This window comes from Pseudomonas fluorescens, from assembly GCF_001648775.1.
In the GTDB taxonomy this organism is placed as follows: domain Bacteria; phylum Pseudomonadota; class Gammaproteobacteria; order Pseudomonadales; family Pseudomonadaceae; genus Aquipseudomonas; species Aquipseudomonas fluorescens_M.
This window is the reverse complement of sequence record NZ_LVEJ01000016.1, coordinates 26,502-52,043: the sequence shown is the minus strand read 5'-3', so window position 1 is coordinate 52,043 and position 25,542 is coordinate 26,502. Positions and strand designations below refer to the sequence as shown.

The following is a 25,542-nucleotide window of genomic DNA, read 5'->3' as shown; positions in this document are numbered from 1 at the left end:
TTTTTCTGGCAATCAGGCGCCGTCTTGATCTTTCAGGTGTTCGAACAAACCCTTGGGCATTTTCTTGCCATTGGCTTCAAAGTTGGCCTTCACGTTGTTGTAGGCCTCTTGCTCATCAATGAAACCGTCATGGTTGGTGTCGATCTTGTCGAAGTCGGACTTCGGCGCGACTTTCAGAAACTCGGCGCGGGAGACCTTGCCGTCGCCATCGCTGTCAGTCTTGGCCATCGACGCGTCGCCACATTTGCCTTCACCGCATTTGCCTTCCGGCGCTTTTACCGAGGTTTCTGCCGAAGCGACCATGTAGCCCTGGGCCAATGGCTGCGCGGCGAATACCGAGCCGGACAACATCAGGCCGCCAGCCAGAACCGCGCCGACCAGGCCAAGGGAGTTTTTAGCGAGAGTAGAAGTACGGGACATTTACATTCTCCTGGGCTGCGCTGCGCAACCACACGTTAAGGACACTTGCCTGAGCAGGTGTTGCTCGGGTGTGGCCATTAAGCGGTGGCGGTGTATCGCGTCTGTGTCGCGCGGCAGGGGAGTTTGTAAGCGAAGGTGGGAAAAGCGGGGCGGGGATACAGTAAGAAACAGATCTTTCGATCAACACAAAACAATGTGGGAGCGAGCCTGCTCGCGAAAGCGTTCTGTCAGTCAATGATGATGCGACTGATCTGACGCATTCGCGAGCAGGCTCGCTCCCACAGGTTTTAGTGCAGTTTCAGACGCGGTTCAGTGCCGCGACCAATCTTGCTGCCGAGCATCAACATCGCCGTGCGGAACGGCCCGTACAGCGCCATCTGGTGCATGCGGTACAGCGACACGTAAAACATCCGCGCCAGCCAGCCTTCGAGCATCACGCTGCCGGTCAGGTTGCCCATCAAGTTACCCACAGCCGAAAAACGCGACAGCGAGATCAGTGAGCCGTAGTCGGTGTACTTGTACTCGGGCAGAGTCTTGCCTTCGATGCGCAGTTTCAGCGACTTGGCCAGCAGCGAGGCCTGTTGGTGCGCGGCTTGCGCGCGTGGCGGCACGTTGCGATCGGTGCCCGGTTGCGGGCACGCAGCGCAATCGCCGAAGGCAAAGATGTTCTCGTCGCGAGTGGTTTGCAGCGTCGGCAATACTTGCAGCTGATTGATGCGGTTGGTTTCCAGGCCGTCGATGTCCTTGAGGAAACCCGGCGCCCGAATACCAGCCGCCCAAACCTTGAGGCTGGCCTTGATCTCGTTGCCGTCGGCGGTGATCAGGCTGTCGGCCGTCACTTCGCTCACCGACGCGTTGGTCATCACATTGACCCCGAGTTTTTCCAGGGTCTTGTGCACCGGCCCGCTGATGCGCTCCGGCAGGGCTGGCAACACCCGTGGGCCGGCTTCGATCAGGGTGATGTGCATGTTTTCCGGTTTGATCCGGTCGAGGCCGTAAGCCGCGAGTTCATGGGCAGCGTTGTGCAGTTCTGCCGCCAGTTCAACGCCTGTGGCGCCAGCGCCAACGATCGCTACGCTGATCTGCTCGACCACATCGGTTTGCCCTGCGTGTGCACGAAGATAGTGGTTGAGCAGTTGCTGATGAAAACGCTCGGCCTGTTTGCGGGTATCGAGGAACAGACAGTGCTGCGCCGCGCCCTGAGTGCCGAAATCGTTGGTGGTGCTGCCGACACTGATCACTAGCGAGTCGTACTGCACTTCACGCGCCGGTACCAGTTCGACGCCGTTTTCGTCGTAGGTCGCAGCCAGCTGGATTTTCTTCTGCGCGCGATCGAGCCCGCTCATGCGCCCCAGCTGGAACTCGAAGTGGTTCCATTTCGCCTGGGCAACATAGTTGAGTTCGTCTTCGGAAGAGTTCAGCGATCCGGCCGCCACTTCGTGCAGCAAGGGCTTCCAGATGTGCGTCAGGTTGGCGTCGACCAGCATCACACTGGCCGTGCCGCGCTTGCCCAGAGTCTTACCCAGACGGGTAGCCAACTCCAGACCGCCGGCGCCGCCGCCGACAATAACAATACGATGGGACATGGGGATAACTCGCAAGGTTTTTAAAGGAAATCGGTGCGGTTACCCAAGCGAGCGCCAGGCAGCTCATAGCGTCAGGTAACTGATAAATCGGCTCAACAGGCCCAGACCAATGGTCACTGCCAGCACCAGCACGAGGAGCATCCACGGCCGGAATGGCCGACGCTCGACTCGGTGTTGGGACAGTTGCAGGTACTCTTCGACATGTTTCTGGTCTTCGGGGTTCAGGCGGCTGGTCATATTTGCCTCGTCAGGTAGACGTTGCTGAATGGGCAGAAGCTACAAGCGGTTTTTATCCGGGGTTGAACGCAGCATAGCCGCTGTCCGGAACCGGTTCGACGCAGACCCTGTCCTCGAGGCGAATGATCCCGCTTTGTAACACTCGCGCGGTAATTCCGCCATGCCCGCGCACGGCTTGAAAGGTGCCGGGGCCAAGGTTGTTTTGCAGGCGTGCGCAGGGCTGACACCAACCCGTGGTTTCGAATATTGCCTGACCGATGCGAAAGCGCCGACCCTTCAGGCTAAACAAATTGATACCGCTGATAACGAGATTGCGCCGCAGATCTTCAGGCCTGACCGGCTGATCGTGCGGCCGGCCCATCAATGCGCCGATCACCGCGAGGTGTTCCCACTGGATGAGCGTGACTTGACGTGCATTACGCACACCGGGACGCGCGTGATCACCCGTCAGTCCCGCCTCAAGTCGCGCCTCCACGGCGTCCAGTTCGATCATCGGCCCACGGGATTCTGGGCGCACGCCGATCCAGCGTACACATCCGGTCTGTGGCACATCGGCGATCAATTGCTGAAGTGGCGTCACAGGCTGATCCCGACATCGAAAACGATGCTGCGCCCGAGGTTGCTGCGCAGAAAGTCCGGCGCATCCGGATGCGCGAACAGCACGCGGGCGAAGGTCGGGCCGACAAGTGACAGCGAGCGCCAGCCCTGGCGCAGGTATTCGGTCGGCGGTGGGAAATGGCTGTTCAGATCCAGCACCTCACGTTTAAGACTGGCGAAGGCAATGATGTCTAGCTCCCCCAGATCCATGCCGCGTTCCTTGTAGTTGTGCGCCTTTTTGCGCAAGGTCGGCGCCAGGCGCAGGAGAAATTCGTTGGCCGGAATGCGTTTCGGCTTGGCTTCGCGGCGCACCAGTTGGCTGAGGGAAAAGGCGCTTCGGCGGCGCTGCAATTCATCGCGCCATTCGTCGTTGAGCCGGCGCCCCTCATCGAGCACGAAGAACACCTCGAAGTTGGCATCGCGAAACAGCACGTCCGGCGGCTCGCCGGCCGGCGCGAATTCGTCGGCGCGGTAGGGAATGTTCAGGCCTTGCAGCAGGCGCTGGCAAACCCAACGCTCACGCTCCCATTTGCGGGCATTGGACAGGAACGCGTTGGCCTGCTCGGCCGCGATGGTCAGCAGGCGTAAATAATCTGAGTCATCCATAGGCCCAAGCTTAGCGTTCAATTGCGACAAGCAGAAAGCTTTGCTTGGGCTGATGCACGCCGGATCGCGGTGTAGACTGCGACGAGGCGGTAAACCCATGGAAAAGATGAGGGAATCATGATCGGTGCCGAACTGCTGTCATCGGCGAGCCTGTCGCTCGGCTGGCTGATTTATTTGCCAGTGCTGCTCTGGGCAATTGTGCGTGCGCCGTGGCTCGAGTTGTTCAGCGACAGTCGGCGTCAGCATTTATTGTTCGGCACCGTGTTCGCCTTGTTTCTGTTGTGGCTGGTGCGCAGGGATTTCGACACGGGCGTGTCCTATCACTTCATTGGCATGACGGCGGTGACGTTGCTGCTGGACTGGCCGCTGGCGATTGTCGGTGGGCTGGTCGCGCAAATGGGCCTGGTGCTGCTCGGTCGTCAGGATTTGCTGGCCGTCGGGGTCAATGGTTCGTTGCTGATTTTGCTGCCGGTGCTGATCACCGAGTGTGTGGCGATTGTTGTCGAGCGCGCGCAGCCGCGTAATCCGTTCGTGTACATCTTCTGTTCCGGCTTTTTTGCCGCCGCGCTTTCGGCGCTTATGTGCCTGATCCTGAGCCTGACGCTGCTGTGGTACGACGGTCTCTTCGCCATGCCGGAGTGGCTGGAGGATTTCGTCGGTTATCTGTGGCTGCTGCTGTTTCCCGAGGCGTTCATCAACGGCATGGTCATCAGCGCGCTGGTGGTGTTTTGCCCGGAATGGCTGGAGACCTTCAACCGTACCCGCTACCTTTCGGCGCCCTGGAAGGACGACGATCCGAAGTCTTGATCCACATCAAACCCGCCATGCGCGGGAAATTTCATGCTCGCGCAAATCCCTTCAGGAGCGGCGGCATGAGTGTTTACGAGTGGGCGAGGCAGGAAACCCGGCAGAGTCTGGACATGGCGCAGGAGGTGGGCTTTGACCCGGGGTTGAGTTTGCGCGCCTTGCTCAGTGCAGTGGTGCAGCAGAGCAAGGCCGTGCGCAACGCCGAAGACCTGGCCGACGAGTTGCGCTTTCTGGCGGAAAACCTCGACGACGATCAGGACTACGGCTTTATGCGGCCCTGACCGGATCAGTGACGCGGATCGAAATCGCCGGAAAACAGTTCGTCTTCAGCATCCGGTGCGACTGGAATCTTGTGTTCCTCGGACGCCCAGGCGCCGAGGTCGATCAGCTTGCAGCGATCGGAGCAGAACGGACGGAATTTGTTCTCGGGAGTGAATTCCACGGGGGCGCCACAGGTTGGGCATTCTACGGTTGGAATCTGGCTCATGCTTGGCCTCCGGATAAAGTCAGGTAAAAGTGATGCAGACGTTCGACCTCACGGTGCAGCGAGGCGAGGTCGCGGTCATTGACCACCACGTCGTCGGCACGGCTCACGCGGTCTTCGCGGCTCGACTGGGCCTTGAGAATCGCCTGAACCTGCGCTTCGCTGGTCTGGTCACGCTGCAAGGTGCGTTCGATCTGCAGTTGTTGCGGAGCGTCGATGACCAGAATGCGTTGGGTCATCGCGTATTGCCCGGATTCGATCAACAGCGGCGAAACCAGAATCGCGTAAGGCGATTTTGCCAGCGCCAAGTGATGCGCGATTTCCTCGGCGATCAACGGATGCAGCAGCGCTTCGAGCCAGCGCCGTTGCTCCGGCACTTCAAAGATCAGTTTGCGCAGCGCGGCACGGTCCACTGTGCCATCGGCTTGCAGCACGCCGGGGCCGAAATGCTCGGCAATCCTTGCCAGCGCCGGGCGGCCCGGTTCGACGACCCAGCGCGCAGCGTGATCAGCATCCACGACGTGGATACCCAGATCAATGAAGTGCTGGGCCGCCGCGCTTTTGCCGCTGCCGATGCCGCCGGTGAGGCCGAGAATCCAGGGTTTTTCCACAGGGGTATTCATTTCAAACCGACAAACTGCCAATAGAAGTCGGTTATTTGACCACCCCAGAGCAAGGCAATCCAGCCGGCAATTGCCAGATAGGGGCCGAAGGGGATCGGCGTCGAGGTTTTCTGCTCGCGCAGACGCAGTAGAATCACCCCGATGATGGCGCCAACCAGTGATGACAACAGGATCGTCAGCGGCAATATCTGCCAGCCGCCCCACGCGCCGAGTAACGCCAGCAACTTGAAATCACCGTGGCCGATGCCGTCCTTGCCGGTCAGCAGTTTGAACAGCCAGAACACCGACCACAGCGCCAGGTAACCGGCCACCGCGCCCCACAGTGCATCGTGCAAGGGTACGAACAAGCCGAAACTGTTGACGATCAACCCCAGCCACAGCAGCGGCAGCACTAGCACATCGGGCAGCAATTGATGCGCGGTGTCGATCAGGCTCATCGCCAACAGGCCCCAGGTGAGGAAGATCAGCAGGCACGCCGGCCAGCCAAAGCCGACCTGCCAGGCGACGAATGCCGAGAGCAGGCCGCAGGCCAGTTCGGTCAGTGGATAGCGTTTGCTGATCGGTGCAGTGCACGCCGAGCAGCGCCCGCGCAGCCACAGGTAGCTCAACAGCGGAATGTTTTCCCACGCACGGATGCGGTGCGCACAGTGCGGGCATTCGGAATGCGGCAGCATCAAATTATAGGTGGGCAGCGGCGCTTCGACGGGCAAGCCGAGTACGTCATGGGCCTGCTGGCGCCAATCGCGCTCGAGCATTTTCGGCAGACGCCAGACCAGCACATTGAGGAAGCTGCCGACCACCAGGCCGAGCAGCAACGCGGTGCCGACAAAGGCCAGCGGATACAGGGCAAACAGTTCGTCGATAGGCATGTCAGATCGCTGAGCCGAGTTGGAAGATCGGCAGGTACATGGCCACTACCAGTCCACCGACAATAACGCCCAGCACCACCATGATGAACGGCTCCATCAGGCTGGTGAGGTTATCGACCATGTTATCCACTTCCTCCTCGTAGAAGCCGGCAACCTTGTCGAGCATTTCATCGAGTGCGCCGGACTCTTCGCCGATCGCGGTCATCTGCACGGCCATGTTCGGAAATACACCGGTGCTGCGCATCGAGAAATTCAACTGCATACCGGTCGAGACGTCCTGACGAATGCGCAGTACGGCGCGTTTGAACACCACATTGCCGGTGGCCCCCGCCACCGAGTCGAGCGCCTCCACCAATGGCACACCGGCGGCAAACGTGGTCGACAAGGTGCGGGCGAAACGGGCGACGGCGGACTTGTACATCAACGTGCCCACCAGCGGCAGTTTCAACAGCCAGGTGTCTTTACGATCACGCAAGGCCTGGGACGTTTTCAACGCATGGCGGGTGCCGAAAATCGCCGCGACCAGCGCACCGAGAATGGCCCACCACCATTGCTGCATGAATTCCGAAAGGCTGATCACCATCAGGGTGAACGCCGGCAGTTCGGCACCGAAACCGGAAAACACCGACTGAAATTGCGGCACCACTTTCACCAGCAGGATCCCGGTCACCACCGCCGCCACCAGCACCACTGCGGCTGGATAAGTCATGGCTTTCTTGATCTTGGCCTTGAGGCGTTCGCTTTTTTCCTTATAGGTCGCGACCCGCTCCAGCAACGTGTCGAGGGCGCCGGACTGCTCACCGGCGTCGACCAGGTTGCAGTACAACTCGTCGAAGTATTGCGGCTTTTTGCGCAGGGCCGTGGCGAAGCTGTTACCCGCTGCGACTTCCTGTTTTATCTCGTCGACCAGTTTGCGCATGGCCGGGTTTTCGAAGCCCTCGCCGATGATGTCGAACGACTGCAACAGCGGTACGCCGGCCTTCATCATCGTCGCCATCTGCCGGGTGAACAGCGCGATGTCCTGCGCTTTGATACGTTTGCCAAAGCTCAACAGTGACGCGGATTTTTTGCGCACCTTGCCTGGGTTGATGCCTTGTTTGCGCAGCTGCGCCTTGACCAGTGCGGGGTTCTGCCCGCTCAACTCTCCGGTGACTTTGCTGCCTTTTCTGTCCGTACCTTCCCAGGCGTAGATGCTGATTTTCGCTGCCTTGACCGCCATGTTCAGTCCTTGGTAACCCGGTTGATTTCTTCAAGGCTGGTGATGCCTTGCATGGCCTTGTGCAGCCCGGCGGTGCGCAGGTCGGCGAAGCCGTCGCGGCGCATTTGAATGTCGATTTCCAGAGAGTTGCCTTCGGCCATGATCAATCGTTGCAGTTCTGCGGTGTTCTTCACCACTTCATAAATCCCCACGCGTCCCTTGTAGCCGCCGTTGCAGTGATCGCAGCCGACCGGCTCGTAGATCGTGAAATGGCCGATGCGTTCCTCGGGGAAACCTTCCTTGATCAGGGTTTCACGCGGGATCTCGATGGGCCTCTTGCAGTGGCTGCACAATTTTCGCGCCAGACGCTGGGCGATGATCAGGCTGACCGAGGTGGCGATGTTGAAACCGGGAATGCCCATGTTGTGCAGGCGGGTCAGGGTTTCCGCGGCGCTGTTGGTGTGCAGCGTCGAGAGCACCAGGTGACCGGTCTGCGCAGCCTTGATCGCGATCTCTGCAGTTTCCAGGTCACGAATCTCGCCGACCATGATCACGTCCGGGTCCTGACGCAGAAACGAGCGCAGCGCCTGGGCGAAGTCGAGGCCTTGCCTTGGGTTGACGTTGACCTGATTGATGCCTTCCATGTTGATCTCCACCGGGTCTTCGGCGGTGGAAATGTTGATGTCGACGGTGTTGAGAATATTCAGCCCGGTGTACAGCGACACGGTTTTACCCGAGCCGGTGGGGCCAGTGACCAGAATCATCCCTTGCGGCTGCTTGAGCGCGGCCAGGTACAACTCTTTCTGCGCCGGCTCATAGCCGAGTGCGTCGATGCCGATCTGCGCACTGGACGGGTCGAGAATCCGGATCACCACTTTTTCGCCCCACAGGGTCGGCAGGGTGTTGACCCGAAAATCGATCGACTTGCTTTTCGACAGGCGCATCTTGATGCGCCCGTCCTGCGGTTTGCGCCGTTCCGAGATATCGAGGCTGGCCATGACTTTCAGGCGTGCGGCGATGCGCCCGGCCAGTTGAATCGGTGGCTTGGCCACTTCGCGCAGGATGCCGTCGGTGCGCACCCGCACCCGGTAGTTTTTTTCGTAGGGCTCGAAGTGCAGGTCGGAAGAACCGCTCTTGATCGCGTCGAGCAGCATCTTGTGCACGAAGCGCACCACCGGCGCATCGTCGGCGTCGAGCCCGCCGATGGCGTCCTGCTTGCTGTCGTCGATGGCTTCGACATCGAGGCCGTCGAGATCGACATCGGCCATGTCTTCCAGGCCACTGGCGTGGGTGTCGAAGAATTTTTCGATGGCATCGCTGAGCTTGTCGTCCTCGACCAGAATGGCTTCGGTGCTCAGGCCGGTGCTGAACTGGATGTCGTTGATCGCTTGATGATTGCTCGGGTCGGAAATCCCCACGAACAATTTATTGCCGCGCCGCCACAAGGGCAGGGCGTGGTGCTGGCGCACGAGTTTTTCGCTGACCAGTCCCTTGGGCTGGGTTTCCTTGTCGAGGCAATTGAGATCAAGGAACGCCATGCCGAAATGCTCGGAGGCGATCTCGGCGACCTGTGAGCTTTTCACCAGTTTGTTCTGCACCAGATAGCTGACCAGCGACAGGCGATTGCGCTGGGCTTGTTGCCAGGCTTGCTGGGCAGTTTTTTCCGTGAGCAATTCGGCCTGCACCAATTGCTTGGCCAGACCGCTCAGAGCGATGTCATTCATGGGGATTCCGCACGCTTGCAGTTCATGACTTATAGCCTAGTCAAGTGACAGCGCCAAACACGGTCGGTGCAGGTGACAAAAAGTGTCAGATAGTGCGGTTGCAGGTTGTAGGAAATGGCGCCGTACACGCTTTGCGCCCAATGCACAGGGCCTGGAGGCATTGGCATGGCCTATGCTGCGTCCCTTTCAGATCATGAGATTTCGACTCATGCATGGAGCGTGTCTATGAAAAAACAACAAGGTTTTACTCTGATCGAGCTGCTGATCGTGGTGGCAATCATCGGGATCCTGGCGACCATCGCCTTGCCGCAGTATTCCAAATATCAGGCGCGTTCGAAGGTGACGGCGGGGCTGGCGGAGATCAGTGCGATGAAGGTGCCGTTCGAGGACACCATCAACCAAGGTACCGCTCCGGATATAACCGCTGTGAATGGCGGTACAACCACCACCTCCAACTGTACGTTGGCGGTTACAGGCACAGCGGCGACGGGCGCTGGCAGCATCAGTTGCACGCTGCTCAACGCTCCGGGACCGGTACTGGGTAAAACCATCACGCTCACTCGTTCCGGCGCTGCTACCGGTAATACCTCCGGTGTGTGGACCTGTGGCACTACTGTTAACGCGGATTATTCGCCAAAAGGCTGTACCGCCACCGGTACGTGATTGCTAGCGTGTGATGACCAAATGCCCTGCCACGCAGGGCATTTTTCTTTACTCGGTGAAAATAAAAGTCTCAATAATTTCAGCGTCTTAGGAACTTTCCAAAAAACCGCAACTTGCATGTGAATATTGCGCATGTCATGCAAATTGCATGATTACGGAAATTACCGTTTAAGGTAAGTTATTGATTTATAAGGATATTGTCTTGATGGAAAAGTTGGCACAACGTTCGCAACTACTTCGGTAACCCTGCTGACAAGTAATCCAGCAGACTTTCCAGAAAAACAGGAGTTACTCGTATGAAGAAGTTCGCTATCACTGCCGCTGCTGCTACCGCGCTGACCCTGACCATGACCGGCGCTTTCGCACAAACCACCCAGGCTACCCAGGCTCCAATGACTCTGGCCGCCGGTGAAATGACCAAGGCTAAAGAAACTACTTCCGATACCTGGATCACCACCAAAGTCAAAAGCGACCTGGTTACCGAAAAAGGCATCCCAGGCACTGACATCAAAGTAGAAACCAACAAAGGCGTTGTATCGCTGTCGTCGACTGTAGCTATTACCGAAGCTCAGAAAACCACCGCAGTGAACATCACCAAGAAAATCAAAGGCGTCAAAGCGGTCTCCGCTGACGGCCTGAAAGCCGAGTAAGGCATGACTTCTCGCCTGGACCGGGAGAAGGCGCGACAGACGGGCCGAGCAATACGTCTGCCGCAACTTTAGAGTTCATGCGAACGGTCACATGGATGTGACCATTACAGGCCCCGCCACTCGTGTCGGGGCCTGTTCTATTTCAGAGACGAAAGGATCAAAGGGCACCACAAAACAATTGTGGGAGCGAGCTTGCTCGCGAAAGCGGTATGCCAGTCACAATGGACTCGACTGACCAGACGCCTTCGCGAGCAAGCTCGCTCCCACAGGGGGTTGGTGTTGGTTTAGTTACCGCGTTTGCTGGTGATCTGGCGCAGGCGATTGCCTTCGAAGCGCAGGTATTGGTACATGCCGTTGCTCGGGCCGTAGGTCCATTCCTCGACCTGAAACTCCTCGCGGCGATTGGCGCTGCGTTTGTAGCCCAACGCATCGCGGCTGACCGGTTCACCACACTTTTGCAGGACTTCGCTGGAGCGGTCGCCGAGGCTGATCAATTGGCTGCCACAGCGCAGCGTGTCGGACGCCGAGGCGTGACTGGCCGCGAGCGTCATTGCGATCAAGGCCAGCCACTGTAGTTTCATCATTCGGCATCCAGATGCATTTGCGTCACCACGCGGCCATCGCTCTCGGCTTCACCGAGATTGGCGTCGATGAAGTAGACGCGGTCGTCTGCCAGTTGGCCTTTGTCGACCAGATAATCCTTGATGCTGCTGGCGCGGTCCTGCCCCAACTGACGCAGCAGCACGTCGCTGCCACTCCAGAACTGAATCACCCCTTCGCGCATCTTCGCCGTGCGTTCTTCCTTGCCCAGATCCTTCCATTCCGCCGGTGGCTGAATTTTCAGGCGGGTGCGATAGATGCCTTCGAGCAGCGGACCTTTCTCGCTGTCAGGCACTTGCAGCAACGACGCCTGAGCCGGGACTTTATCGCCACGACGCTGCAGCATCTTGTAGTAGTTGTACTGGTATTCACGTTCCAGACGCTGCTCGGCGATCAACGGACCGTCACTGCTCTTGGCCGCGGTGCCTTCGATTTCCAGGCGCAGGGCCGGACGCTCCTTCAGTGCTTGAGAGAGTTTGACCAGCGCCGCTTCGGCATCCTTGCTCAACTCGCTGGAACCTGGTGCAAACGAAACAGTGCCAAGGTCTTCGGAGCCGCCGCCACTGATCAACCCGCCAATCATTTTGAATGGTGCGGCAGCGGCTTTGACGATCAGGTTGCGCAAGGTCTGCCAGACAATCGGCATCACGCTGAACTGCGGGTTGTTCAAGTCGCCGGTCACCGGCAACTCGATGGAGATCTTGCCGTCGACGTCCTTGAGCAGGGCAATCGCCAGTTTCAGCGGCAGGCTCACGGCATCCGGGCTGTCGACCTTTTCACCGAGCTGCAACTGCTCGACCACCACTTTGTTTTCGGCTTTGAGCTGGCCCTTGGTGATCAGGTAATGCAGGTCGAGATTGAGCCGACCCTTGCGGATGCGGTACCCGGCGAATTTGCCGGAGTAGGGCGTCAGCGTGGTGAGTTCGACGCGTTTGAAACTGGTGGCGATGTCGAGGCTGGCCATCGGGTCGAACGGATTGACCGCGCCTTTGATGGTCACCGGTGCATAACGATCGACTTTGCCCTTGATGTCGACGCTGGCCGGTTTTGCCTGACGGCTGTCGATGGTGCCGATCTGGCCATTGAGCTGCTGGACCGCCGTGGCGAAGTTCGGCGTCAGGCTGAAGTCGGCGAAGTTGGCCGAGCCGTCGTTGATGGCGATGCCACCGATGTGAATGCCCAGCGGTTTGTCATTGCTGGCCGGTTTCGCAGCGGTACTTTTTGCACCACTGTCGGCGGGCTGCGGAATCAGCAGATCGTCAATGTTGGTGGTGCGGTCATCGTTGATCATGAACCGCGCGTACGGCTGGAACAGGTTGATCTTGTCGATCGACAGACTGTCGCCATGCTGATAGTTCAGGCCCTCGACCACCACTTGTTGCCACTTGAGGAAGTCGCGGGTTTTCAGGGTGTCGAGGGTGTGCAGTTGATCGATCTGCGCGCGGCCGGTGACGCTGAGCGCCAGCGGTTCGGTGCTCTTGAGGTTGACCTTCAGGTCACTGCCGAGCATGCCGCTGCGCAGTTCCAGACGAATGAACGGGTTGATGTAGGACTGCGCGACGCGCAGGTCGATGTCCGAGGTTTTCACGTTGAGCTGGGCGTTGACCGGGGCAAGATTGACCGTGCCGTCGGCACTGACTTTGCCTTGCTTGCCCAGACCGCTGTCGAGCCTGAGCTTGAAGGGCGAGCCGTTGAGGCTGTCGAAATCCTGCAGATCGATGTTCAGCGGGGTGACATCCAGTGCCACCGCAGGCGTCGCTGAGCGGTCGGCAAGATGCACGGTGTAGTCGCGCAATTGCACGTCTTTGAGCAGCACTTGCCATGGCTTGCTCGGTGCGCCCGGTTCAGGCTTCGGCGAATCGGCAGCGGCCGGTGTGCTCGCGGGTTCAGCAGCGGCTTTGGCGGCGGGTTTCGATGGTTGGCTGGCGAACAGTTTCTGCCAGTCCAGTTGGCCGTCGGCTTCGAGGGCGGCCCAGGTTTCCAGTTTCTGGCTGCGAATCTTGCCGACCACCACTTGTTGTCTGGCCAGATCCACCGAGGTTTCGCTGACGTCGAGGCGTTCGAGCTTGGCCAGCGGGCGTCCATCGGGTGCCTTGATCGCGAAAGGCGCGATGCTCACCGCCACGTTGTTCAGCAGTAGTTCGGTTTCTTTCGACAGGTTGAGTTTGTATTCGGTGCTGAGGCTGATCACGCCGTCTTCCAGTACCAGCGGCACCGAGTCACGCACGTAAGGCCAAAAGGCTTTCATCTTGCCGTCGGTGACTTTGAGGGTGCCTTCGGAGGTGAACGGGATCAGGCTGAAGTTGCCGCTCCAGTCGATGCGCCCGCCAGCGGGGCCGATGGCGACCAGGGTCATGTCGGCGCTGTCTTCGGGCAGGGTACTGAGGTTTTTCAGTTCGAAGCTGAGGTCGTCGTAGAGGAATTCGATCGGCTCGCTGGGGCGCACGTCCTGAAAGTGCACGACGCCGCCGGCCAGTTTGATGTTGTCGATGCGCAGCGGGAACGGTTTGGCATTCGGATCGGCCGGGGTGGGTTCACTGGCCGGCACATTGAACAGGCCCAGCAGGTTGAGCTTGCCGTCTTTGGCGAAGAGGATTTCGCTCTTCGGTTTGTCCAGTTCGATGTTGGCCAGATGCAGGGCCTTGGTCCACAGGCTGTCGATTTGCAAGTCGGCGTACAGACGTTCGAAGCCGATCTGCTCCTTGCCCGGCTCGCCGATGACCAGGCCCCACAGGGTGACTTCAAGGCTGAACGGGTTGAGCTCGATGCGCTGGATATGTGCCGGCACCGTCGCGTAATTGGCCAGTTGTTGATTGGCCACACGCAGGGCGATGCCCGGCAAAATCAGAAACCCCAGCAGGCTGTAGAGGGCCAGAGCAGTCAACAAGGCGCCAATCGCGCGAATCAATCCTTTGGGCATGTGCGGCTTCATCTGTCTGAATCGGAGTGCCTTGGAGTATGGCACGCGATTCTGGTTCCGAAGTAATAGCCGTGCTGCAGGATTGTTCAGATTTCTCTTTAACCACAAAACACTGTGGGAGCGAGCTTGCTCGCGAAAGCGGTCGTTCAGTTGATAAATATGCCGACTGAAACGACGCCTTCGCGAGCAAGCTCGCTCCCACATTGGATAGTTGTCCGCCGCGCGAGCGCTTCAGAGCTGCAGGATCAGGGTTTTCAGCGGCGGTTGCTGGTCCATGGACGGGAAGTCGGCGCCTGGGGTCATCACGCTCCACTCGCGCACCGGACGGCCGGCCTTCTCGGCGCAACGCAGGACCTGTTCGCGCCAGTCGTCCATGCTGACTTTCGCCAGGTTGTTGCAGCAGATCAGTACGCCATTGTCGGCGGTGGTCAGCAGGGCCGGTTTGAGCAGGCTCTGATAGTCGCGCAGCAAGTCGACGGTGCCGAACGCGCTCTTGGCCCAGGCCGGCGGATCGAGCAGGACCAGATCGAACTGGCGCTGTTCCAGACGCTGATAGCTCGGCAGTTTCTGTCCGCGACGCTGGCTGATCGGCAGACCGGCGAGTTGACGGATGGCCGGAAAATAATCGGACTGGATGAACTGCATCTCGGGCAGTTGCGGGTTGAGCAGACCGTTTTCGCGACCGACCGCCAGATTACCTTCGGCGAAGTCCAGGTTGCACACCTCGCGTGCGCCACCGGCGGCTGCACTGAGGCCGACGCCGCAGGTATAGGCGAACAGGTTGAGCACGCTTTTGCCATTGGCGTGATCCTTGACCCAGCCACGGGTGTTGCGCAGGTCGAGGAACAGCAATGGATCCTGGCCGGCGTGGCGGCCGCGCACGCGGTAGTTGAGGCCCCATTCGTGACCGATCAGATCGACCAGCGCAGCGTCGTCGGCTTTGTAGACCGTATCTTCACGGTCGATGCGCGAGTTGCCGCGGGAACGGTCGTTGTAAACCAGCAAGGTTTCCAGGCCCAGCGTCTGATTGACCAAGGCGTGCAGTTGCAGCAGGTCGTCACGCTCCAGCGTCTGGTGGAAGCTTTGCACCAGCAGTTGCGGGCCGTAGCGGTCGATGGTCAAACCGCCAGCGCCTTCCTGGCTGCCGTGGAACAGCCGATAGCAATCGGTGCCCTGGCGGTGCAGCTCAGCGAGCAAGTCCTGGCGTTGATCGAGGGCGGCGCGCAGCGCCTGATTCAAGGAAGACATGCGGGCGCCTTGCTGGTGAGAATGGGGGCGCGGGAGTTTAGCAGCTTGGCGGGTAACCGAGGTGCTGGCTTCGCGAGCAGACTCGCTCCCACATGGGAATGCATTCCAAATGTGGGAGCGAGCCTGCTCGCGAAGCTTTTAGGTCAGCAAGCCCATTCGGCGTTTGGCGCGTTGCACCGAGCCATTGCGCATCGCCCAGCGCAGCATCGGCGCGCTGCGTCTGACGCTGGCGCGAATCAGTTGGCGTTGCAACGAGCTCTGACGGACATCGAGCATGTCGCTGGCCCAGTCCGGCAGCAGGTCGATGCCGGCCTTCATCATCAGATCGCCAAATGGCCGCGCCAAAACACTCGGCGCTGGCGCGTCGAGCAGCAGGCGCAAGACTTCGCGGCTGCGCTCATCGCACAGCAACTGCGGGCGCATGCGTTGCAGATAATCCGCCACGGCTTGCCGCGATTTCGGCACATCCCGCGCGCCCAGACGCTCGGCAATCACCGCGATCTCGGCGTAATAACGATCCTGATCCGCCAGCGACAATTGCCGATTGCGGTAGCGCAAATGCGCGGCGAGGAAGTTGCTGACCTCGGCCACGTGCACCCACGTGAGCAAATCCGGGTCGCTCGCCGCGTAGGGCCGGCCATCCGGCGCAGTGCCGACCACTTGCAGGTGAATGGTGCGCACCTTCTCGATCAACCAGTCGGCATCCCGGCGTGAACCAAACGTGGTGCCGGAAACAAACTGACTGGTACGGCGCAAACGCCCGAGCATGTCTTGACGAAAGTTCGAATGATCCCAAACCCCGGCCAGTGCCAGCGGATGCAAGGCTTGCAGCAACAGGGCACTGATGCCGCCGATCAACATGCTGCTGAAATCACCGTGCACCTGCCAGCTGACCGAGTCGGGGCCGAACAGGCCGGGATCGCCCTTGGGATTTTCCAGATCGAGTTGGCCGAGCGACAGCCCGGTCAGGCTCATGAGTTGGTTTTCAATGCGACTGCGGATGAATTCCATGACCACTCAATGACGAAGGGCAGGCGCGGCCAGTTGACCGCGCCCGAAGTGTTACTGATTGAGGCGCTTGTCGATCAGGCCCTGCACCACGCTCGGGTCAGCCAGGGTCGAGGTGTCGCCGAGGCTGTCGAGTTCGTTGCAGGCGATCTTGCGCAAGATGCGCCGCATGATCTTGCCTGAGCGGGTTTTCGGCAAGGCCGGCGCCCACTGGATCAGGTCCGGTTTGGCGAAACTGCCGATTTCCTTGCTGACGTGGGCGAGCAATTCTTTCTTCAGATCATCATTCGGTTCAGCGCCGTTCATGGGCGTGACGAAGGCGTAAATGCCTTGACCTTTGACGTCGTGCGGATAACCGACCACGGCGGCTTCGGCGATGCTGTCATGCAGCACCAGTGCGCTTTCCACTTCGGCGGTGCCGATGCGGTGGCCGGAGACGTTGATCACGTCGTCGATGCGCCCGGTGATCCAGTAGTCGCCGTCCTCATCGCGACGTGCGCCGTCGCCGGTGAAGTAATAACCGGGGTAGGGTTTGAAATAGGTGTCGACCATCCGTTGCGGGTCGCCATAGACGCTGCGGATCTGCGCCGGCCAGCTTGACTTGATCGCCAGCACGCCGCTGCCGGCACCTTTGATTTCCTTGCCGTGCTCATCAAGCAACACCGGTTGCACGCCGAACATCGGCTGCGTGGCGCAGCCCGGTTTGATTCGTTGTGCGCTGACCAACGGGCTGAGCATGATGCCGCCGGTTTCGGTCTGCCACCAGGTATCGACGATCGGGCAGCGCTGTTCGCCGACCACGTTGAAATACCATTCCCACGCTTCCGGGTTGATCGGCTCACCGACGCTGCCGAGTAATCTGAGGCTGGCGCGCGAAGTTTCCTTCAACGGTTCGGCACCTTCGCGCATCAATGCGCGCAGAGCGGTCGGTGCGGTATAGAAAATGTTGACCTTGTGTTTATCGATCACCTGCCAGAAGCGCGAACTGCTCGGATAACTCGGTACGCCCTCGAACATCAGCGTGGTCGCGCCATTGGCCAGCGGGCCGTAGACAATGTAACTGTGGCCGGTGACCCAACCGACGTCGGCGGTGCACCAGAATACTTCGCCGTCGCGGTAATCGAGCACGTACTTGAAGGTCATCGCCGCTTGCAGCAGGTAGCCGCCAGTGGTGTGCAGCACGCCTTTGGGTTTGCCGGTGCTGCCGGAGGTGTAGAGGATGAACAGCGGATCTTCGGCGTCCATCGGTTCCGGCGGGCAATCGTCGCTGACCTCGCGCACGGCCTGGTGATACCAGAGGTCGCGGCCCTCGACCCAGTCAACCTGGCCTTGGCTGCGCTCGACCACCACGACGGTGCTGACGTCCGGGCAACTTTGCAGGGCTTTGTCGACGTTCTGCTTCAGTGGCACGAACTTGCCGCCGCGCACGCCTTCGTCGGCGGTAATCACCGTACGGCAATCGGCATCGAGAATGCGGTCACGCAGGGAATCCGGGGAGAAACCGCCGAACACCACCGAATGGATCGCGCCGATCCGCGCACAAGCGAGCATGGCGTAAGCGGCTTCGGGGATCATCGGCATGTAGATGCACACCCGGTCGCCTTTCTTCACGCCACGGCTTTTCAGCACGTTGGCCAGTCGGCAGACGTGGTGATGGAGTTTTTTGTAGGTGATTTGCGCCGATTCGGCCGGGTCGTCGCCTTCCCAGAGCAGGGCAGTCTGCTCGCCGCGTTGTTCCAGATGGCGGTCGATGCAGTTGTAGCTGACGTTCAGCTTGCCGCCGGCAAACCAGGCGGCTTCACCGGTTTTCAGGTCATAGCGCTGAACGGTCTGCCACGGCGTGCTCCAGTCGAGAAAACGCGTGGCCTGTTCGGCCCAGAAGGTAGTGGGGTGTTCAATGGATTCGCGGTACAGGCGCCGATAGTCTTCCTGACTCAACTGAGCAGCCCGGCGGACGGCATCGGCTTTGGGGAACGTGCTGATATCGAACATGACGGTTCCTTATTCTTGTGGTGCGACAAGGATAAAGATGCGCCGAGCGATGCAGAGGTTCAAGTCATGCGTAAAACCACTGTGGGAGCGAGCCTGCTCGCGAATGCGGTGTGTCAGTCAACAATTATGCTGAATGACACACCGCATTCGCGAGCAGGCTCGCTCCCACATTGGAAATGGGTTGCCCACTGGAATTGTGGGCAACCCATTCACATCACCCGCGGTGACGACCGCGGAAGTAGTTGATCAGGCCCTGAGTGGACGGATCATCAGCGGTGGTTTCATCGCTGCCGACCAGACGGTTGTAAACGCCCTTGCCCAACTCTTTGCCCAGTTCCACGCCCCACTGGTCGAAGGCGTTGATGCCCCAGACCACGCTCTGTACGAACACTTTGTGCTCATACATGGCAACCAGCGCGCCGAGACGACGCGGGCTGATGCGTTCAACCACAAGGGTGTTGCTCGGACGGTTGCCCGGAATCACTTTGTGCGGCGCAAGTTTATGCACTTGCTCTTCGCTCATGCCCTTGTCGCGCAGTTCGGCTTCGGCTTCCGGCAAGGTCTTGCCGAGCATCAGCGCTTGGCTCTGCGACAGGCAGTTGGCGTACAGCCACTGGTGGTGATCGGAGACCGGGTTGAAGCTGACGATCGGCACAATGAAATCGGCCGGGATCAGCTGGGTGCCTTGGTGCAGCAACTGGTGGTAGGCATGCTGACCGTTGCAGCCGACGCCGCCCCAGATCACCGGCCCCGTGTCGGTCGACACCGAAGTGCCGTCCTGACGCACGCTCTTGCCGTTGGATTCCATGTCCAGTTGTTGCAAGTGCTTGGTGATGTTGCGCAGGTAATGGTCGTACGGCAGGATCGCGTGGCTTTGCGCGCCCCAGAAGTTGCCGTACCACACGCCGAGCAGGGCCAGCAGCACCGGCATGTTCTGTTCGAACGGCGCGGTCTGGAAGTGCTGGTCCATGGTGTAGGCACCGGACAACAGCTCCTTGAAGTTGGACATGCCGATGGCCAAGGCAATCGGCAAACCAATCGCCGACCACAGCGAGTAACGCCCGCCGACCCAGTCCCACATCGGGAAGATGTTTTCTTCGCGGATACCGAACGCAACGGCCGCTGCGTTGTTGCTCGATACGGCGATGAAGTGACGATACAGCTCGGCTTCGGAACCGCCCTGCGCCAGGTACCAGGCACGGGCAGCCTGCGCATTCTTCAGGGTTTCGAGGGTGTTGAACGACTTCGACGAAACGATGAACAGCGTGGTTTCGGCGCGCAGTTTCTGCGTCAGCTCGTGGAACTCACTGCCATCGATGTTCGCCAGATAGTGGCAACGCACGCCTTTCTGCGCGTACGACAGCAGTGCTTCAGAAACCAGTTCAGGACCGAGGAACGAGCCGCCGATGCCGATGTTGACCACGTCGGTGATCGGCTTCTCGGTGTAACCGCGCCACAGACCGTCGTGGATGCGGCCGACCAGATCAGTGATCTGGTTCAAGACCTTGTGGACTTCCGGCATCACGTTGACGCCGTTGACCGAAAGTTTGTCGCCCACCGGACGGCGCAGGGCGGTGTGCAGCGCCGGGCGGCCTTCGGAAGCGTTGACGATTTCGCCGTCGAACAGCGCCTTGATCGCGCCTTTCAGATCGACTTCATTGGCCAGACCCACCAGCAGATTGCGGGTCTGGGCGTTGATCAAATTCTTCGAATAATCGAGAAACAGCCCGCAGCTGCTGAGGGTGAACTGATTGAAGCGCTGCGGATCGGCGTTGAAGGCTTCGCGCATGCTGAAATCCTGCATGGCTTGGCGGTGATCTTTCAACGCTTGCCAGGCGGGCAGAGCGGTAACGTCGTGAGGAGTGCGGTAGTACGCCATCGCTGCGGTTTTCCTTTTTACTTGAACGGCCTTTTGAACACTGAACAGACCGCCACGCCATGTTTGGGCGCGGGGTCAAACTGCGTCGACACGATTTATTGGCGCAGGGCGAATACAGTAAACCTCGCGCTGCGATCTGTCTTGACTTTGTCTGACCTGTTTCCGGTACTTTTTTAACATCGCAGTTACAAATCGTCCGACAAACGGAGCGGGGCGGGGGGATCAGGCGACTTGAACCGGGATGGCGTTGCTGGTGTGGCTCAGTTCATTGCCCGCTGCCATGTAGAGCATGCGCGGCTTGAAGTTGAGCAGTTCCGCTTCGCTGTAATGAGCGTAAGCGCAAATGATCACCCGGTCGCCGACCTTGGCTTTGTGCGCGGCGGCGCCGTTAACCGAAATCATCCGCGAGCCTTCTTCGCCACGAATCGCGTAGGTGGTGAAACGCTCGCCGTTGTCGACGTTGTAAATCTGGATCTGCTCGTACTCACGGATGCCGGACAAGTCCAGCCACTCGCCATCGATGGCGCACGAACCTTCGTAATCGAGCACCGCGTGGGTGACTTCGGCGCGGTGCAGTTTGGCCTTGAGCATGATCGCGTGCATGAGGAATTTCCCGGGTTGGAATCGAACGGCGGGCAGTGTGCCCGAAGGCTTTTAAGGCGGCAATACAGCTGAAACCAGATCTTTAAAACACAAAAAAACCTGTGGGAGCGAGCTTGCTCGCGAAGGCGTCATGTCAGTCGATATTTACGTCAGCTGACAGATTGCATTCGTGAGCAAGCTCACTCCCACAGGTTATCGGTGAGGCTTAAACCGGCGTATCGAGATTCAGGTGCAGGTTATCGATCAACCGCGTAGTGCCAAGGAACGCCGCCGCCAGAATTACCAGATCACGGTCTTCAGCCATCGCCGGACGCAGGGTCAGCGCATGGCGGATTTCCAGATAGTCCGGACGCAGCCCCGCAGCTTCCAACTGCTGCACCTGAGCACCGATCAGTGCCGGGAAGTCGCGTTCACCCTGCTTGATCGATTCGGCAATGTTGCTCAGCGAGCGATAGACCACCGGCGCCACGGCGCGTTGCTCTTCGCTGAGGAAACCGTTGCGCGACGACAGCGCCAAGCCGTCAGGGGCGCGTACGGTCGGCTCGCCAATGATCTGGATCGGCATATTGAGGTCATGCACCAGCGCGCGGATCACCGCCAGTTGCTGGTAATCCTTCTGGCCGAAAATCGCCAGATCCGGCTGGACCATGTTGAACAGCTTGCTGACGACTGTCGCGACACCTTCAAAGTGCCCCGGACGGCTGGCGCCACACAGGCCTTCGGACAATTGCGGCACGCTGACCCGGGTCTGCCCGGCCATGCCGTCGGGGTACATTTCCTCGACCGTTGGCGCGAACAGCAGGGAACACCCGGCTTCGAGAAGTTTTTCCTGGTCCGCCGCCAAGGTGCGCGGGTATTTGTCGAGGTCTTCGCCGGCGCCGAATTGCAGCGGGTTGACGAAGATACTCGCCACCACGAAATCCACGCGTTGCGTGGCTTTGGTGATCAGTGCGACGTGACCGCTGTGCAGGTTGCCCATGGTCGGCACAAAGCCGATGCGCTTGCCTTCACTGCGGGCGCGGGCGACAGCGGCGCGCAGTTCGCGTACGGTTTTAACGGTGTTCATGCAGAGAATCCGTGTTCGATGCCTGGGAACGTGGTGGCTTTGACTTCGCTGACATAAGCCTTCAGCGCGGACTGGATGCTGTCCTGACCGTGCATGAAGTTCTTCACGAACTTCGGCACGCGGCCAGTGATCGACAGGCCGAGCATGTCGTGCAGCACCAGGACCTGGCCGTCAGTGGCGTTGCCGGCGCCGATGCCGATGACCGGGATCTTCACTGCCTGGCTGATTTCTGCCGCCAGTTCGCTCGGCACGCATTCGAGCAGCAGCATCGCCGCGCCGGCCTGTTCCAGAGAGATCGCATCGGCACGCATCTGCCGCGCCTGGTTCTCGTTGCGCCCCTGCACTTTATAGCCACCGAGAATGTTCACCGCTTGCGGGGTCAGGCCCATGTGCGCACACACCGGCACACCTCGCTCGGCGAGCAGACGGATCGACTCGGCCAGCCACAGCTGACCTTCGACTTTGACCATGTGCGCACCGGCCTGCATCAGCATGGCGCTGTTGCTCAGGGTTTGTTCGAGGGTGGCGTTGGCCATGAACGGCAGATCGGCGAGGATCAGCGCGTCGGTGTTGCCGCGTTTGACGCACGCGGTGTGGTAGGCCATTTCTGCGGTGGTCACCGGCAATGTGCTGTCGTGACCTTGCAGGACCATGCCGAGGGAGTCGCCCACCAGCAGCACTTCGACACCGGCCTCGTTGCAGGCATGGGCGAAGGTCGCGTCATAGCAGGTCAGCATGGTGATCTTTTCACCTTTCTGCTTGAGGCTCTGGAGCGTGGTCAGGGTGATGGCTGGCATGTAAAAAATCCTCGTTCAGGCGCTCTGGAAACTACTGCGAGTAACGCGCGTGATTCTTCATCTACTCAGGCGCACGCTCTTTTGTCGTGCTTATAAGGCCTGGATTGCGCCCGTATGTGCCGGGTTGGCGGCAGCGGGACGCCTATAGTCGTGATGAGCCAACAGGAAGTCAATTGCGTGTGTTACCGCAATGTTACGAGGGGAGTGTTACCGGCGTTACTGATGCGATTCAGCGGCGCGGCGGGGCTGATTCGACGGTTTTTTGTCTGACAAAATTCTGGGTCTGGAATAAACCAATGTGGGAGCGAGCCTGCTCGCGAAGGCGGCGGATCAGTCAACACAGTGTTGAATGACACACCGCTTTCGCGAGCAGGCTCGCTCCCACAGGGGATTGCAATCAGTCTGTCGGGAGGCGTTCCAGGCCGACGAACGGGCAGGCTGCCAGCAGGTCGGGGAGGCTGCGGCCATCGGCCAGACGCAGATCTTGCGGCGCCAGTTCGGCAAGGGGATACAGGACGAACGCACGTTCCTGAATCTGGTAATGCGGGACTTTCAGGCGCGGTTCGTCGATCAGTCGATCACCAAACAGCAGAATGTCCAGATCCAGCGTGCGCGGGCCCCAACGCTCAAGGCGTTCGCGACCCTGGTCGTTCTCGATCGCTTGCAGCGCATCGAGCAGTTCAAGCGGTGCGAGCGAACTGTCGAGCGCCGCCACCGCGTTGGTGTAACGCGGTTGGCCTGGCAACAGAGAATCGCTTTGATAGAACGCGGAGACGCCCGCGAGTGAGGTCTGTGGCAATTGCCCCAGCGCCTCGACGGCGCTGCGCAATTGTTCGGCCGGGTCAGCGAGGTTGCTGCCCATGCCGATGTAGATGCGTTCCATGCCTTTACTCGCCTGTCGCGCTCGGGGCACCGGCACGTTTGCGCTTGGAACCGCTGCTGCGGCGACGTTTGCGCGGTGCGCCGCTGGCGTCATCACCCTTGCCGCTGAGGTCGCGGATCATGTCGCGGCGCTCGCTGTCGTTGGCGTCCTGATAGTCCGTCCACCATTCGCCGAGGCCATCAGTCTCCTCGCCTGCGCTTTCACGCAACAGCAGGAAATCGTAGCCGGCGCGGAAACGCGGATTGTCCAGCAACAGGTCGGCACGTTTGCCGCTGCGGCGTGGCAAACGTTCCTGCATGTCCCAGATCTCGCGGATCGGCATGGTGAAGCGTTTTGGAATCGCGATGCGCTGACACTGTTCGGCGATCAGCTCGTGGGCGCCTTCCTGCATCGCCGGAATCGGCGGCATGCCACGTTCCTGCAACCGCAGCACGCGAGCCGGCAGGGCAGGCCACAGCAGCGCGGCAAACAGGAACGCCGGGGTCACCGGTTTGTTCTGCTTGATGCGCAGGTCGGTGTTAGTCAGCGCTTCGCTGATCAGCGTGTGGGTGTATTCCGGATTGTGTTCCAGCGCATCGGCACTGGCCGGGAAAAGCGGGGCGAACAGTTGCAGATCGACCAGCATTTCGAAAGTGATCGCACCGTGCCCGGAGAGGAACAGCTTGAGCACTTCTTCGAACAGCCGCGCCGACGGGATCTCGCGCAGCATCGGCGCCAATTCGCGGATCGGCTGCACAGTGTGCTTCTCGATGCCAAAGTTGAGCTTGGCGGCGAAACGCACGGCACGCAGCATGCGTACCGGGTCTTCCTGGTAGCGCTGCTTCGGATCGCCGATCAGGCGGATCAAGTGATTGCGGATGTCGTGTACGCCGTTGGCGTAGTCGAGGATGCGCTCGCTGACCGGATCGTAATACAGGGCGTTGATGGTGAAGTCGCGGCGTTGCGCGTCTTCTTCCAGGGTGCCGTAAACGTTGTCACGCAGAATCCGCCCGCTCTCGTTGCGCGACGACTGGTTGCTGTCTTCGTCGTCTTCGTTGACCGGGTGATTGGCGCGGAAAGTCGCGACTTCGATGATTTCGCGACCGAAATGGATATGCACCAGTTTGAAGCGGCGACCGATAATCCGCGCATTGCGGAATTCGGCACGGACTTGCTCAGGCGTGGCGCTGGTGGCGACGTCGAAGTCCTTGGGCGTGATGCCCAGCAGCATGTCACGCACGCAACCGCCGACCAGATAAGCCTGGTAACCGGCACCTTGCAGGCGTTCGACGATATTCACCGCATAGCGGCTGAATTGCGTTTTCTGCAGCGAATGCTGGCCGCTGTTGAGCACTTCAGGGGTGCTGCGGATGTGTTGCGTACGACGCACGGGAGTTCGGAATGACTGGAACAACTTCTTCAGCATGGGATGCACTGTTTGAAGGAATGTTCGGCCATACCAAAGAATGACCGCATGATGGGCGCAGATTCTAGCATTTAGTCGGGGGATGGTGTAGGACACGGCCGATTTGAGCTGCAAGCCGCAGGCTACAGGCATCGCGCGCGATAAAAATGGGGGATTTTGCAGCGGAGGAGAAACTACAAGGGGAGCCGAAGCTCCCCAAGAAGTAGTTGCGTGCTCTTTTTATTATTGATTCGGGCTTCTTGTTTTTGTTGAGTGCCCTCGCCACGAAGCGTTTCCTTCGTGACCCTCCCAATCGGGAGCCAAGAGCAAACGGATTGCTTTGGTCGCTGAATTGCAGTGATCTCTCGATCCAACCAGTACAGGCTCTGTCTTAGGACAGTTTTTGTTGTTCTCGGCCTGGTCGTGGGGCAAGCCCCAAATACAACGCCTCTCCAAAAGAATCAGTTAGCTGCGCCTCTCGCCGTCTTGTTTTTATTGTGCGTGAGTCGATTCGTCTTATTTTTATTGTCTTGTGCATTGCTTGTTATTGTTCTTGTACCAAACATATAGCAGGGGTCGTGCCAACTTTTGCGAAACCCAGTAAAACAAAGGGTTAGGTCGATATAACCGTTCTGTCGGGGCGAAAAAAAGCCGGGGTTTCGTTACCGATAACCCCGGCTTCTGTTACGTGAATCGAC

25 protein-coding genes are annotated in these 25,542 nt (G+C 59.5%); 4 read left to right on the top strand and 21 right to left on the bottom strand.

What is annotated here, in order from left to right; all coding sequences use genetic code 11:
- Positions 1–12: 12 nt before the first annotated feature.
- From A8O26_RS14880 to A8O26_RS14860, 5 genes are all read right to left on the bottom strand, one after another.
- Positions 13–420 (bottom strand): HvfA family oxazolone/thioamide-modified RiPP metallophore, encoded by a 408-nt coding sequence (locus tag A8O26_RS14880; RefSeq protein ID WP_064118711.1) that lies wholly within the window; start codon positions 418–420, stop codon positions 13–15.
- Between the two features lie 287 nt (positions 421–707).
- Positions 708–2,006 carry an NAD(P)/FAD-dependent oxidoreductase gene (locus A8O26_RS14875; RefSeq protein ID WP_016986237.1) on the bottom strand — a complete coding sequence of 433 codons (1,299 nt, stop codon included), beginning with the start codon at positions 2,004–2,006 and terminating at the stop codon, positions 708–710.
- Positions 2,007–2,069: 63 nt separating this feature from the next.
- The gene (locus A8O26_RS14870; RefSeq protein WP_007909875.1) at positions 2,070–2,243 is read right to left on the bottom strand and encodes a DUF3094 domain-containing protein; all 174 of its coding nucleotides are present in this window, start codon (positions 2,241–2,243) and stop codon (positions 2,070–2,072) included.
- 52 nt (positions 2,244–2,295) lie between these two features.
- Positions 2,296–2,823: an MOSC domain-containing protein gene (locus A8O26_RS14865; protein ID WP_064118710.1), complete on the bottom strand. Its 528-nt coding sequence runs from the start codon at positions 2,821–2,823 to the stop codon at positions 2,296–2,298.
- The gene (locus A8O26_RS14860; RefSeq protein ID WP_007909887.1) at positions 2,820–3,446 is read right to left on the bottom strand and encodes a DUF1780 domain-containing protein; all 627 of its coding nucleotides are present in this window, start codon (positions 3,444–3,446) and stop codon (positions 2,820–2,822) included. Before A8O26_RS14860 ends, A8O26_RS14865 begins: the two co-directional genes overlap by 4 nt.
- A 117-nt stretch (positions 3,447–3,563) precedes the next feature.
- Between A8O26_RS14860 and A8O26_RS14855 the strand changes: the two genes are divergently transcribed.
- Both A8O26_RS14855 and A8O26_RS14850 read left to right on the top strand, forming a co-directional pair.
- Positions 3,564–4,253: an energy-coupling factor ABC transporter permease gene (locus A8O26_RS14855; protein WP_064118709.1), complete on the top strand. Its 690-nt coding sequence runs from the start codon at positions 3,564–3,566 to the stop codon at positions 4,251–4,253.
- 65 nt (positions 4,254–4,318) lie between these two features.
- Complete coding sequence (locus tag A8O26_RS14850; protein ID WP_007909901.1) at positions 4,319–4,534, top strand: hypothetical protein; 216 nt, start codon at positions 4,319–4,321, stop codon at positions 4,532–4,534.
- A 5-nt stretch (positions 4,535–4,539) separates the two neighbouring features.
- Here A8O26_RS14850 and yacG read toward each other — a convergent pair whose 3' ends face one another.
- The 5 genes from yacG to pilB are packed head-to-tail and all read right to left on the bottom strand — an operon-like array spanning position 4,540 to position 9,151.
- Positions 4,540–4,740 carry a DNA gyrase inhibitor YacG gene (gene yacG / locus A8O26_RS14845; RefSeq protein WP_007959585.1) on the bottom strand — a complete coding sequence of 67 codons (201 nt, stop codon included), beginning with the start codon at positions 4,738–4,740 and terminating at the stop codon, positions 4,540–4,542.
- Positions 4,737–5,360 (bottom strand): dephospho-CoA kinase, encoded by a 624-nt coding sequence (coaE, locus tag A8O26_RS14840; RefSeq protein ID WP_064118708.1) that lies wholly within the window; start codon positions 5,358–5,360, stop codon positions 4,737–4,739. The genes yacG and coaE overlap by 4 nt, the downstream gene beginning before the upstream one ends.
- Entirely contained in the window at positions 5,357–6,229 is an 873-nt protein-coding gene (locus A8O26_RS14835) for a prepilin peptidase (RefSeq protein ID WP_064118707.1), read from the bottom strand. Before A8O26_RS14835 ends, coaE begins: the two co-directional genes overlap by 4 nt.
- 1 nt (position 6,230) lies before the next feature.
- Complete coding sequence (locus A8O26_RS14830) at positions 6,231–7,448, bottom strand: type II secretion system F family protein (protein ID WP_064118706.1); 1,218 nt, start codon at positions 7,446–7,448, stop codon at positions 6,231–6,233.
- Between the two features lie 2 nt (positions 7,449–7,450).
- Positions 7,451–9,151: a type IV-A pilus assembly ATPase PilB gene (gene pilB / locus A8O26_RS14825; RefSeq protein ID WP_064118705.1), complete on the bottom strand. Its 1,701-nt coding sequence runs from the start codon at positions 9,149–9,151 to the stop codon at positions 7,451–7,453.
- Positions 9,152–9,376: 225 nt separating this feature from the next.
- Here pilB and A8O26_RS14820 point away from each other — a divergent pair, with 225 nt between their 5' ends.
- Together A8O26_RS14820 and A8O26_RS14815 are read left to right on the top strand one after the other, a co-directional pair.
- Entirely contained in the window at positions 9,377–9,814 is a 438-nt protein-coding gene (locus A8O26_RS14820) for a pilin (protein ID WP_064118704.1), read from the top strand.
- Between the two features lie 296 nt (positions 9,815–10,110).
- The gene (locus A8O26_RS14815; RefSeq protein WP_064118703.1) at positions 10,111–10,464 is read left to right on the top strand and encodes a BON domain-containing protein; all 354 of its coding nucleotides are present in this window, start codon (positions 10,111–10,113) and stop codon (positions 10,462–10,464) included.
- A gap of 284 nt (positions 10,465–10,748) precedes the next feature.
- On the opposite strand, the gene A8O26_RS14810 is transcribed toward A8O26_RS14815, so the two are convergent.
- The 11 genes from A8O26_RS14810 to A8O26_RS14760 form a co-directional block, all read right to left on the bottom strand.
- The gene (locus tag A8O26_RS14810) at positions 10,749–11,045 is read right to left on the bottom strand and encodes a DUF2845 domain-containing protein (RefSeq protein ID WP_064118702.1); all 297 of its coding nucleotides are present in this window, start codon (positions 11,043–11,045) and stop codon (positions 10,749–10,751) included.
- Positions 11,045–13,996 carry a DUF748 domain-containing protein gene (locus A8O26_RS14805; RefSeq protein WP_064118701.1) on the bottom strand — a complete coding sequence of 984 codons (2,952 nt, stop codon included), beginning with the start codon at positions 13,994–13,996 and terminating at the stop codon, positions 11,045–11,047. The genes A8O26_RS14810 and A8O26_RS14805 overlap by 1 nt, the downstream gene beginning before the upstream one ends.
- Positions 13,997–14,215: 219 nt before the next feature.
- Positions 14,216–15,232 (bottom strand): class I SAM-dependent rRNA methyltransferase, encoded by a 1,017-nt coding sequence (locus A8O26_RS14800; protein ID WP_064118700.1) that lies wholly within the window; start codon positions 15,230–15,232, stop codon positions 14,216–14,218.
- A gap of 138 nt (positions 15,233–15,370) precedes the next feature.
- Entirely contained in the window at positions 15,371–16,243 is an 873-nt protein-coding gene (locus A8O26_RS14795) for an oxygenase MpaB family protein (RefSeq protein ID WP_064118699.1), read from the bottom strand.
- 51 nt (positions 16,244–16,294) lie between these two features.
- The gene (acs, locus tag A8O26_RS14790; RefSeq protein ID WP_064118698.1) at positions 16,295–18,232 is read right to left on the bottom strand and encodes an acetate--CoA ligase; all 1,938 of its coding nucleotides are present in this window, start codon (positions 18,230–18,232) and stop codon (positions 16,295–16,297) included.
- A gap of 214 nt (positions 18,233–18,446) precedes the next feature.
- Positions 18,447–20,111, bottom strand: a complete 1,665-nt coding sequence (pgi, locus tag A8O26_RS14785) for a glucose-6-phosphate isomerase (RefSeq protein ID WP_064118697.1) — start codon at positions 20,109–20,111, stop codon at positions 18,447–18,449.
- Positions 20,112–20,333: 222 nt separating this feature from the next.
- Complete coding sequence (gene panD / locus A8O26_RS14780) at positions 20,334–20,714, bottom strand: aspartate 1-decarboxylase (RefSeq protein WP_064118696.1); 381 nt, start codon at positions 20,712–20,714, stop codon at positions 20,334–20,336.
- Positions 20,715–20,919: 205 nt separating this feature from the next.
- Positions 20,920–21,780, bottom strand: a complete 861-nt coding sequence (gene panC / locus A8O26_RS14775; RefSeq protein WP_064118695.1) for a pantoate--beta-alanine ligase — start codon at positions 21,778–21,780, stop codon at positions 20,920–20,922.
- Positions 21,777–22,577, bottom strand: a complete 801-nt coding sequence (panB, locus tag A8O26_RS14770) for a 3-methyl-2-oxobutanoate hydroxymethyltransferase (RefSeq protein ID WP_064118694.1) — start codon at positions 22,575–22,577, stop codon at positions 21,777–21,779. Before panB ends, panC begins: the two co-directional genes overlap by 4 nt.
- Positions 22,578–22,974: 397 nt before the next feature.
- The gene (gene folK / locus A8O26_RS14765; RefSeq protein WP_064118693.1) at positions 22,975–23,460 is read right to left on the bottom strand and encodes a 2-amino-4-hydroxy-6-hydroxymethyldihydropteridine diphosphokinase; all 486 of its coding nucleotides are present in this window, start codon (positions 23,458–23,460) and stop codon (positions 22,975–22,977) included.
- A gap of 4 nt (positions 23,461–23,464) precedes the next feature.
- Positions 23,465–24,865 (bottom strand): polynucleotide adenylyltransferase PcnB, encoded by a 1,401-nt coding sequence (locus A8O26_RS14760; protein WP_064118692.1) that lies wholly within the window; start codon positions 24,863–24,865, stop codon positions 23,465–23,467.
- Positions 24,866–25,542: the final 677 nt, after the last annotated feature.

Bases quoted from the DNA above. Each gene is read 5' to 3' on its own strand.
- A8O26_RS14820 (WP_064118704.1), top strand. From the start codon at position 9,377: ATGAAAAAACAACAAGGTTTTACTCTGATCGAGCTGCTGATCGTGGTG.
- panB (WP_064118694.1), bottom strand. From the start codon at position 22,577: ATGCCAGCCATCACCCTGACCACGCTCCAGAGCCTCAAGCAGAAAGGT.
- A8O26_RS14800 (WP_064118700.1), bottom strand. From the start codon at position 15,232: ATGTCTTCCTTGAATCAGGCGCTGCGCGCCGCCCTCGATCAACGCCAG.
- A8O26_RS14850 (WP_007909901.1), top strand. From the start codon at position 4,319: ATGAGTGTTTACGAGTGGGCGAGGCAGGAAACCCGGCAGAGTCTGGAC.
- A8O26_RS14760 (WP_064118692.1), bottom strand. From the start codon at position 24,865: ATGCTGAAGAAGTTGTTCCAGTCATTCCGAACTCCCGTGCGTCGTACG.
- coaE (WP_064118708.1), bottom strand. From the start codon at position 5,360: ATGAATACCCCTGTGGAAAAACCCTGGATTCTCGGCCTCACCGGCGGC.
- A8O26_RS14880 (WP_064118711.1), bottom strand. From the start codon at position 420: ATGTCCCGTACTTCTACTCTCGCTAAAAACTCCCTTGGCCTGGTCGGC.
- pilB (WP_064118705.1), bottom strand. From the start codon at position 9,151: ATGAATGACATCGCTCTGAGCGGTCTGGCCAAGCAATTGGTGCAGGCC.
- A8O26_RS14805 (WP_064118701.1), bottom strand. From the start codon at position 13,996: ATGAAGCCGCACATGCCCAAAGGATTGATTCGCGCGATTGGCGCCTTG.
- A8O26_RS14860 (WP_007909887.1), bottom strand. From the start codon at position 3,446: ATGGATGACTCAGATTATTTACGCCTGCTGACCATCGCGGCCGAGCAG.
- A8O26_RS14815 (WP_064118703.1), top strand. From the start codon at position 10,111: ATGAAGAAGTTCGCTATCACTGCCGCTGCTGCTACCGCGCTGACCCTG.
- A8O26_RS14875 (WP_016986237.1), bottom strand. From the start codon at position 2,006: ATGTCCCATCGTATTGTTATTGTCGGCGGCGGCGCCGGCGGTCTGGAG.
- A8O26_RS14835 (WP_064118707.1), bottom strand. From the start codon at position 6,229: ATGCCTATCGACGAACTGTTTGCCCTGTATCCGCTGGCCTTTGTCGGC.
- acs (WP_064118698.1), bottom strand. From the start codon at position 18,232: ATGTTCGATATCAGCACGTTCCCCAAAGCCGATGCCGTCCGCCGGGCT.
- A8O26_RS14795 (WP_064118699.1), bottom strand. From the start codon at position 16,243: ATGGAATTCATCCGCAGTCGCATTGAAAACCAACTCATGAGCCTGACC.
- A8O26_RS14855 (WP_064118709.1), top strand. From the start codon at position 3,564: ATGATCGGTGCCGAACTGCTGTCATCGGCGAGCCTGTCGCTCGGCTGG.
- yacG (WP_007959585.1), bottom strand. From the start codon at position 4,740: ATGAGCCAGATTCCAACCGTAGAATGCCCAACCTGTGGCGCCCCCGTG.
- panD (WP_064118696.1), bottom strand. From the start codon at position 20,714: ATGCACGCGATCATGCTCAAGGCCAAACTGCACCGCGCCGAAGTCACC.
- panC (WP_064118695.1), bottom strand. From the start codon at position 21,780: ATGAACACCGTTAAAACCGTACGCGAACTGCGCGCCGCTGTCGCCCGC.
- A8O26_RS14830 (WP_064118706.1), bottom strand. From the start codon at position 7,448: ATGGCGGTCAAGGCAGCGAAAATCAGCATCTACGCCTGGGAAGGTACG.
- A8O26_RS14810 (WP_064118702.1), bottom strand. From the start codon at position 11,045: ATGAAACTACAGTGGCTGGCCTTGATCGCAATGACGCTCGCGGCCAGT.
- pgi (WP_064118697.1), bottom strand. From the start codon at position 20,111: ATGGCGTACTACCGCACTCCTCACGACGTTACCGCTCTGCCCGCCTGG.
- A8O26_RS14870 (WP_007909875.1), bottom strand. From the start codon at position 2,243: ATGACCAGCCGCCTGAACCCCGAAGACCAGAAACATGTCGAAGAGTAC.
- folK (WP_064118693.1), bottom strand. From the start codon at position 23,460: ATGGAACGCATCTACATCGGCATGGGCAGCAACCTCGCTGACCCGGCC.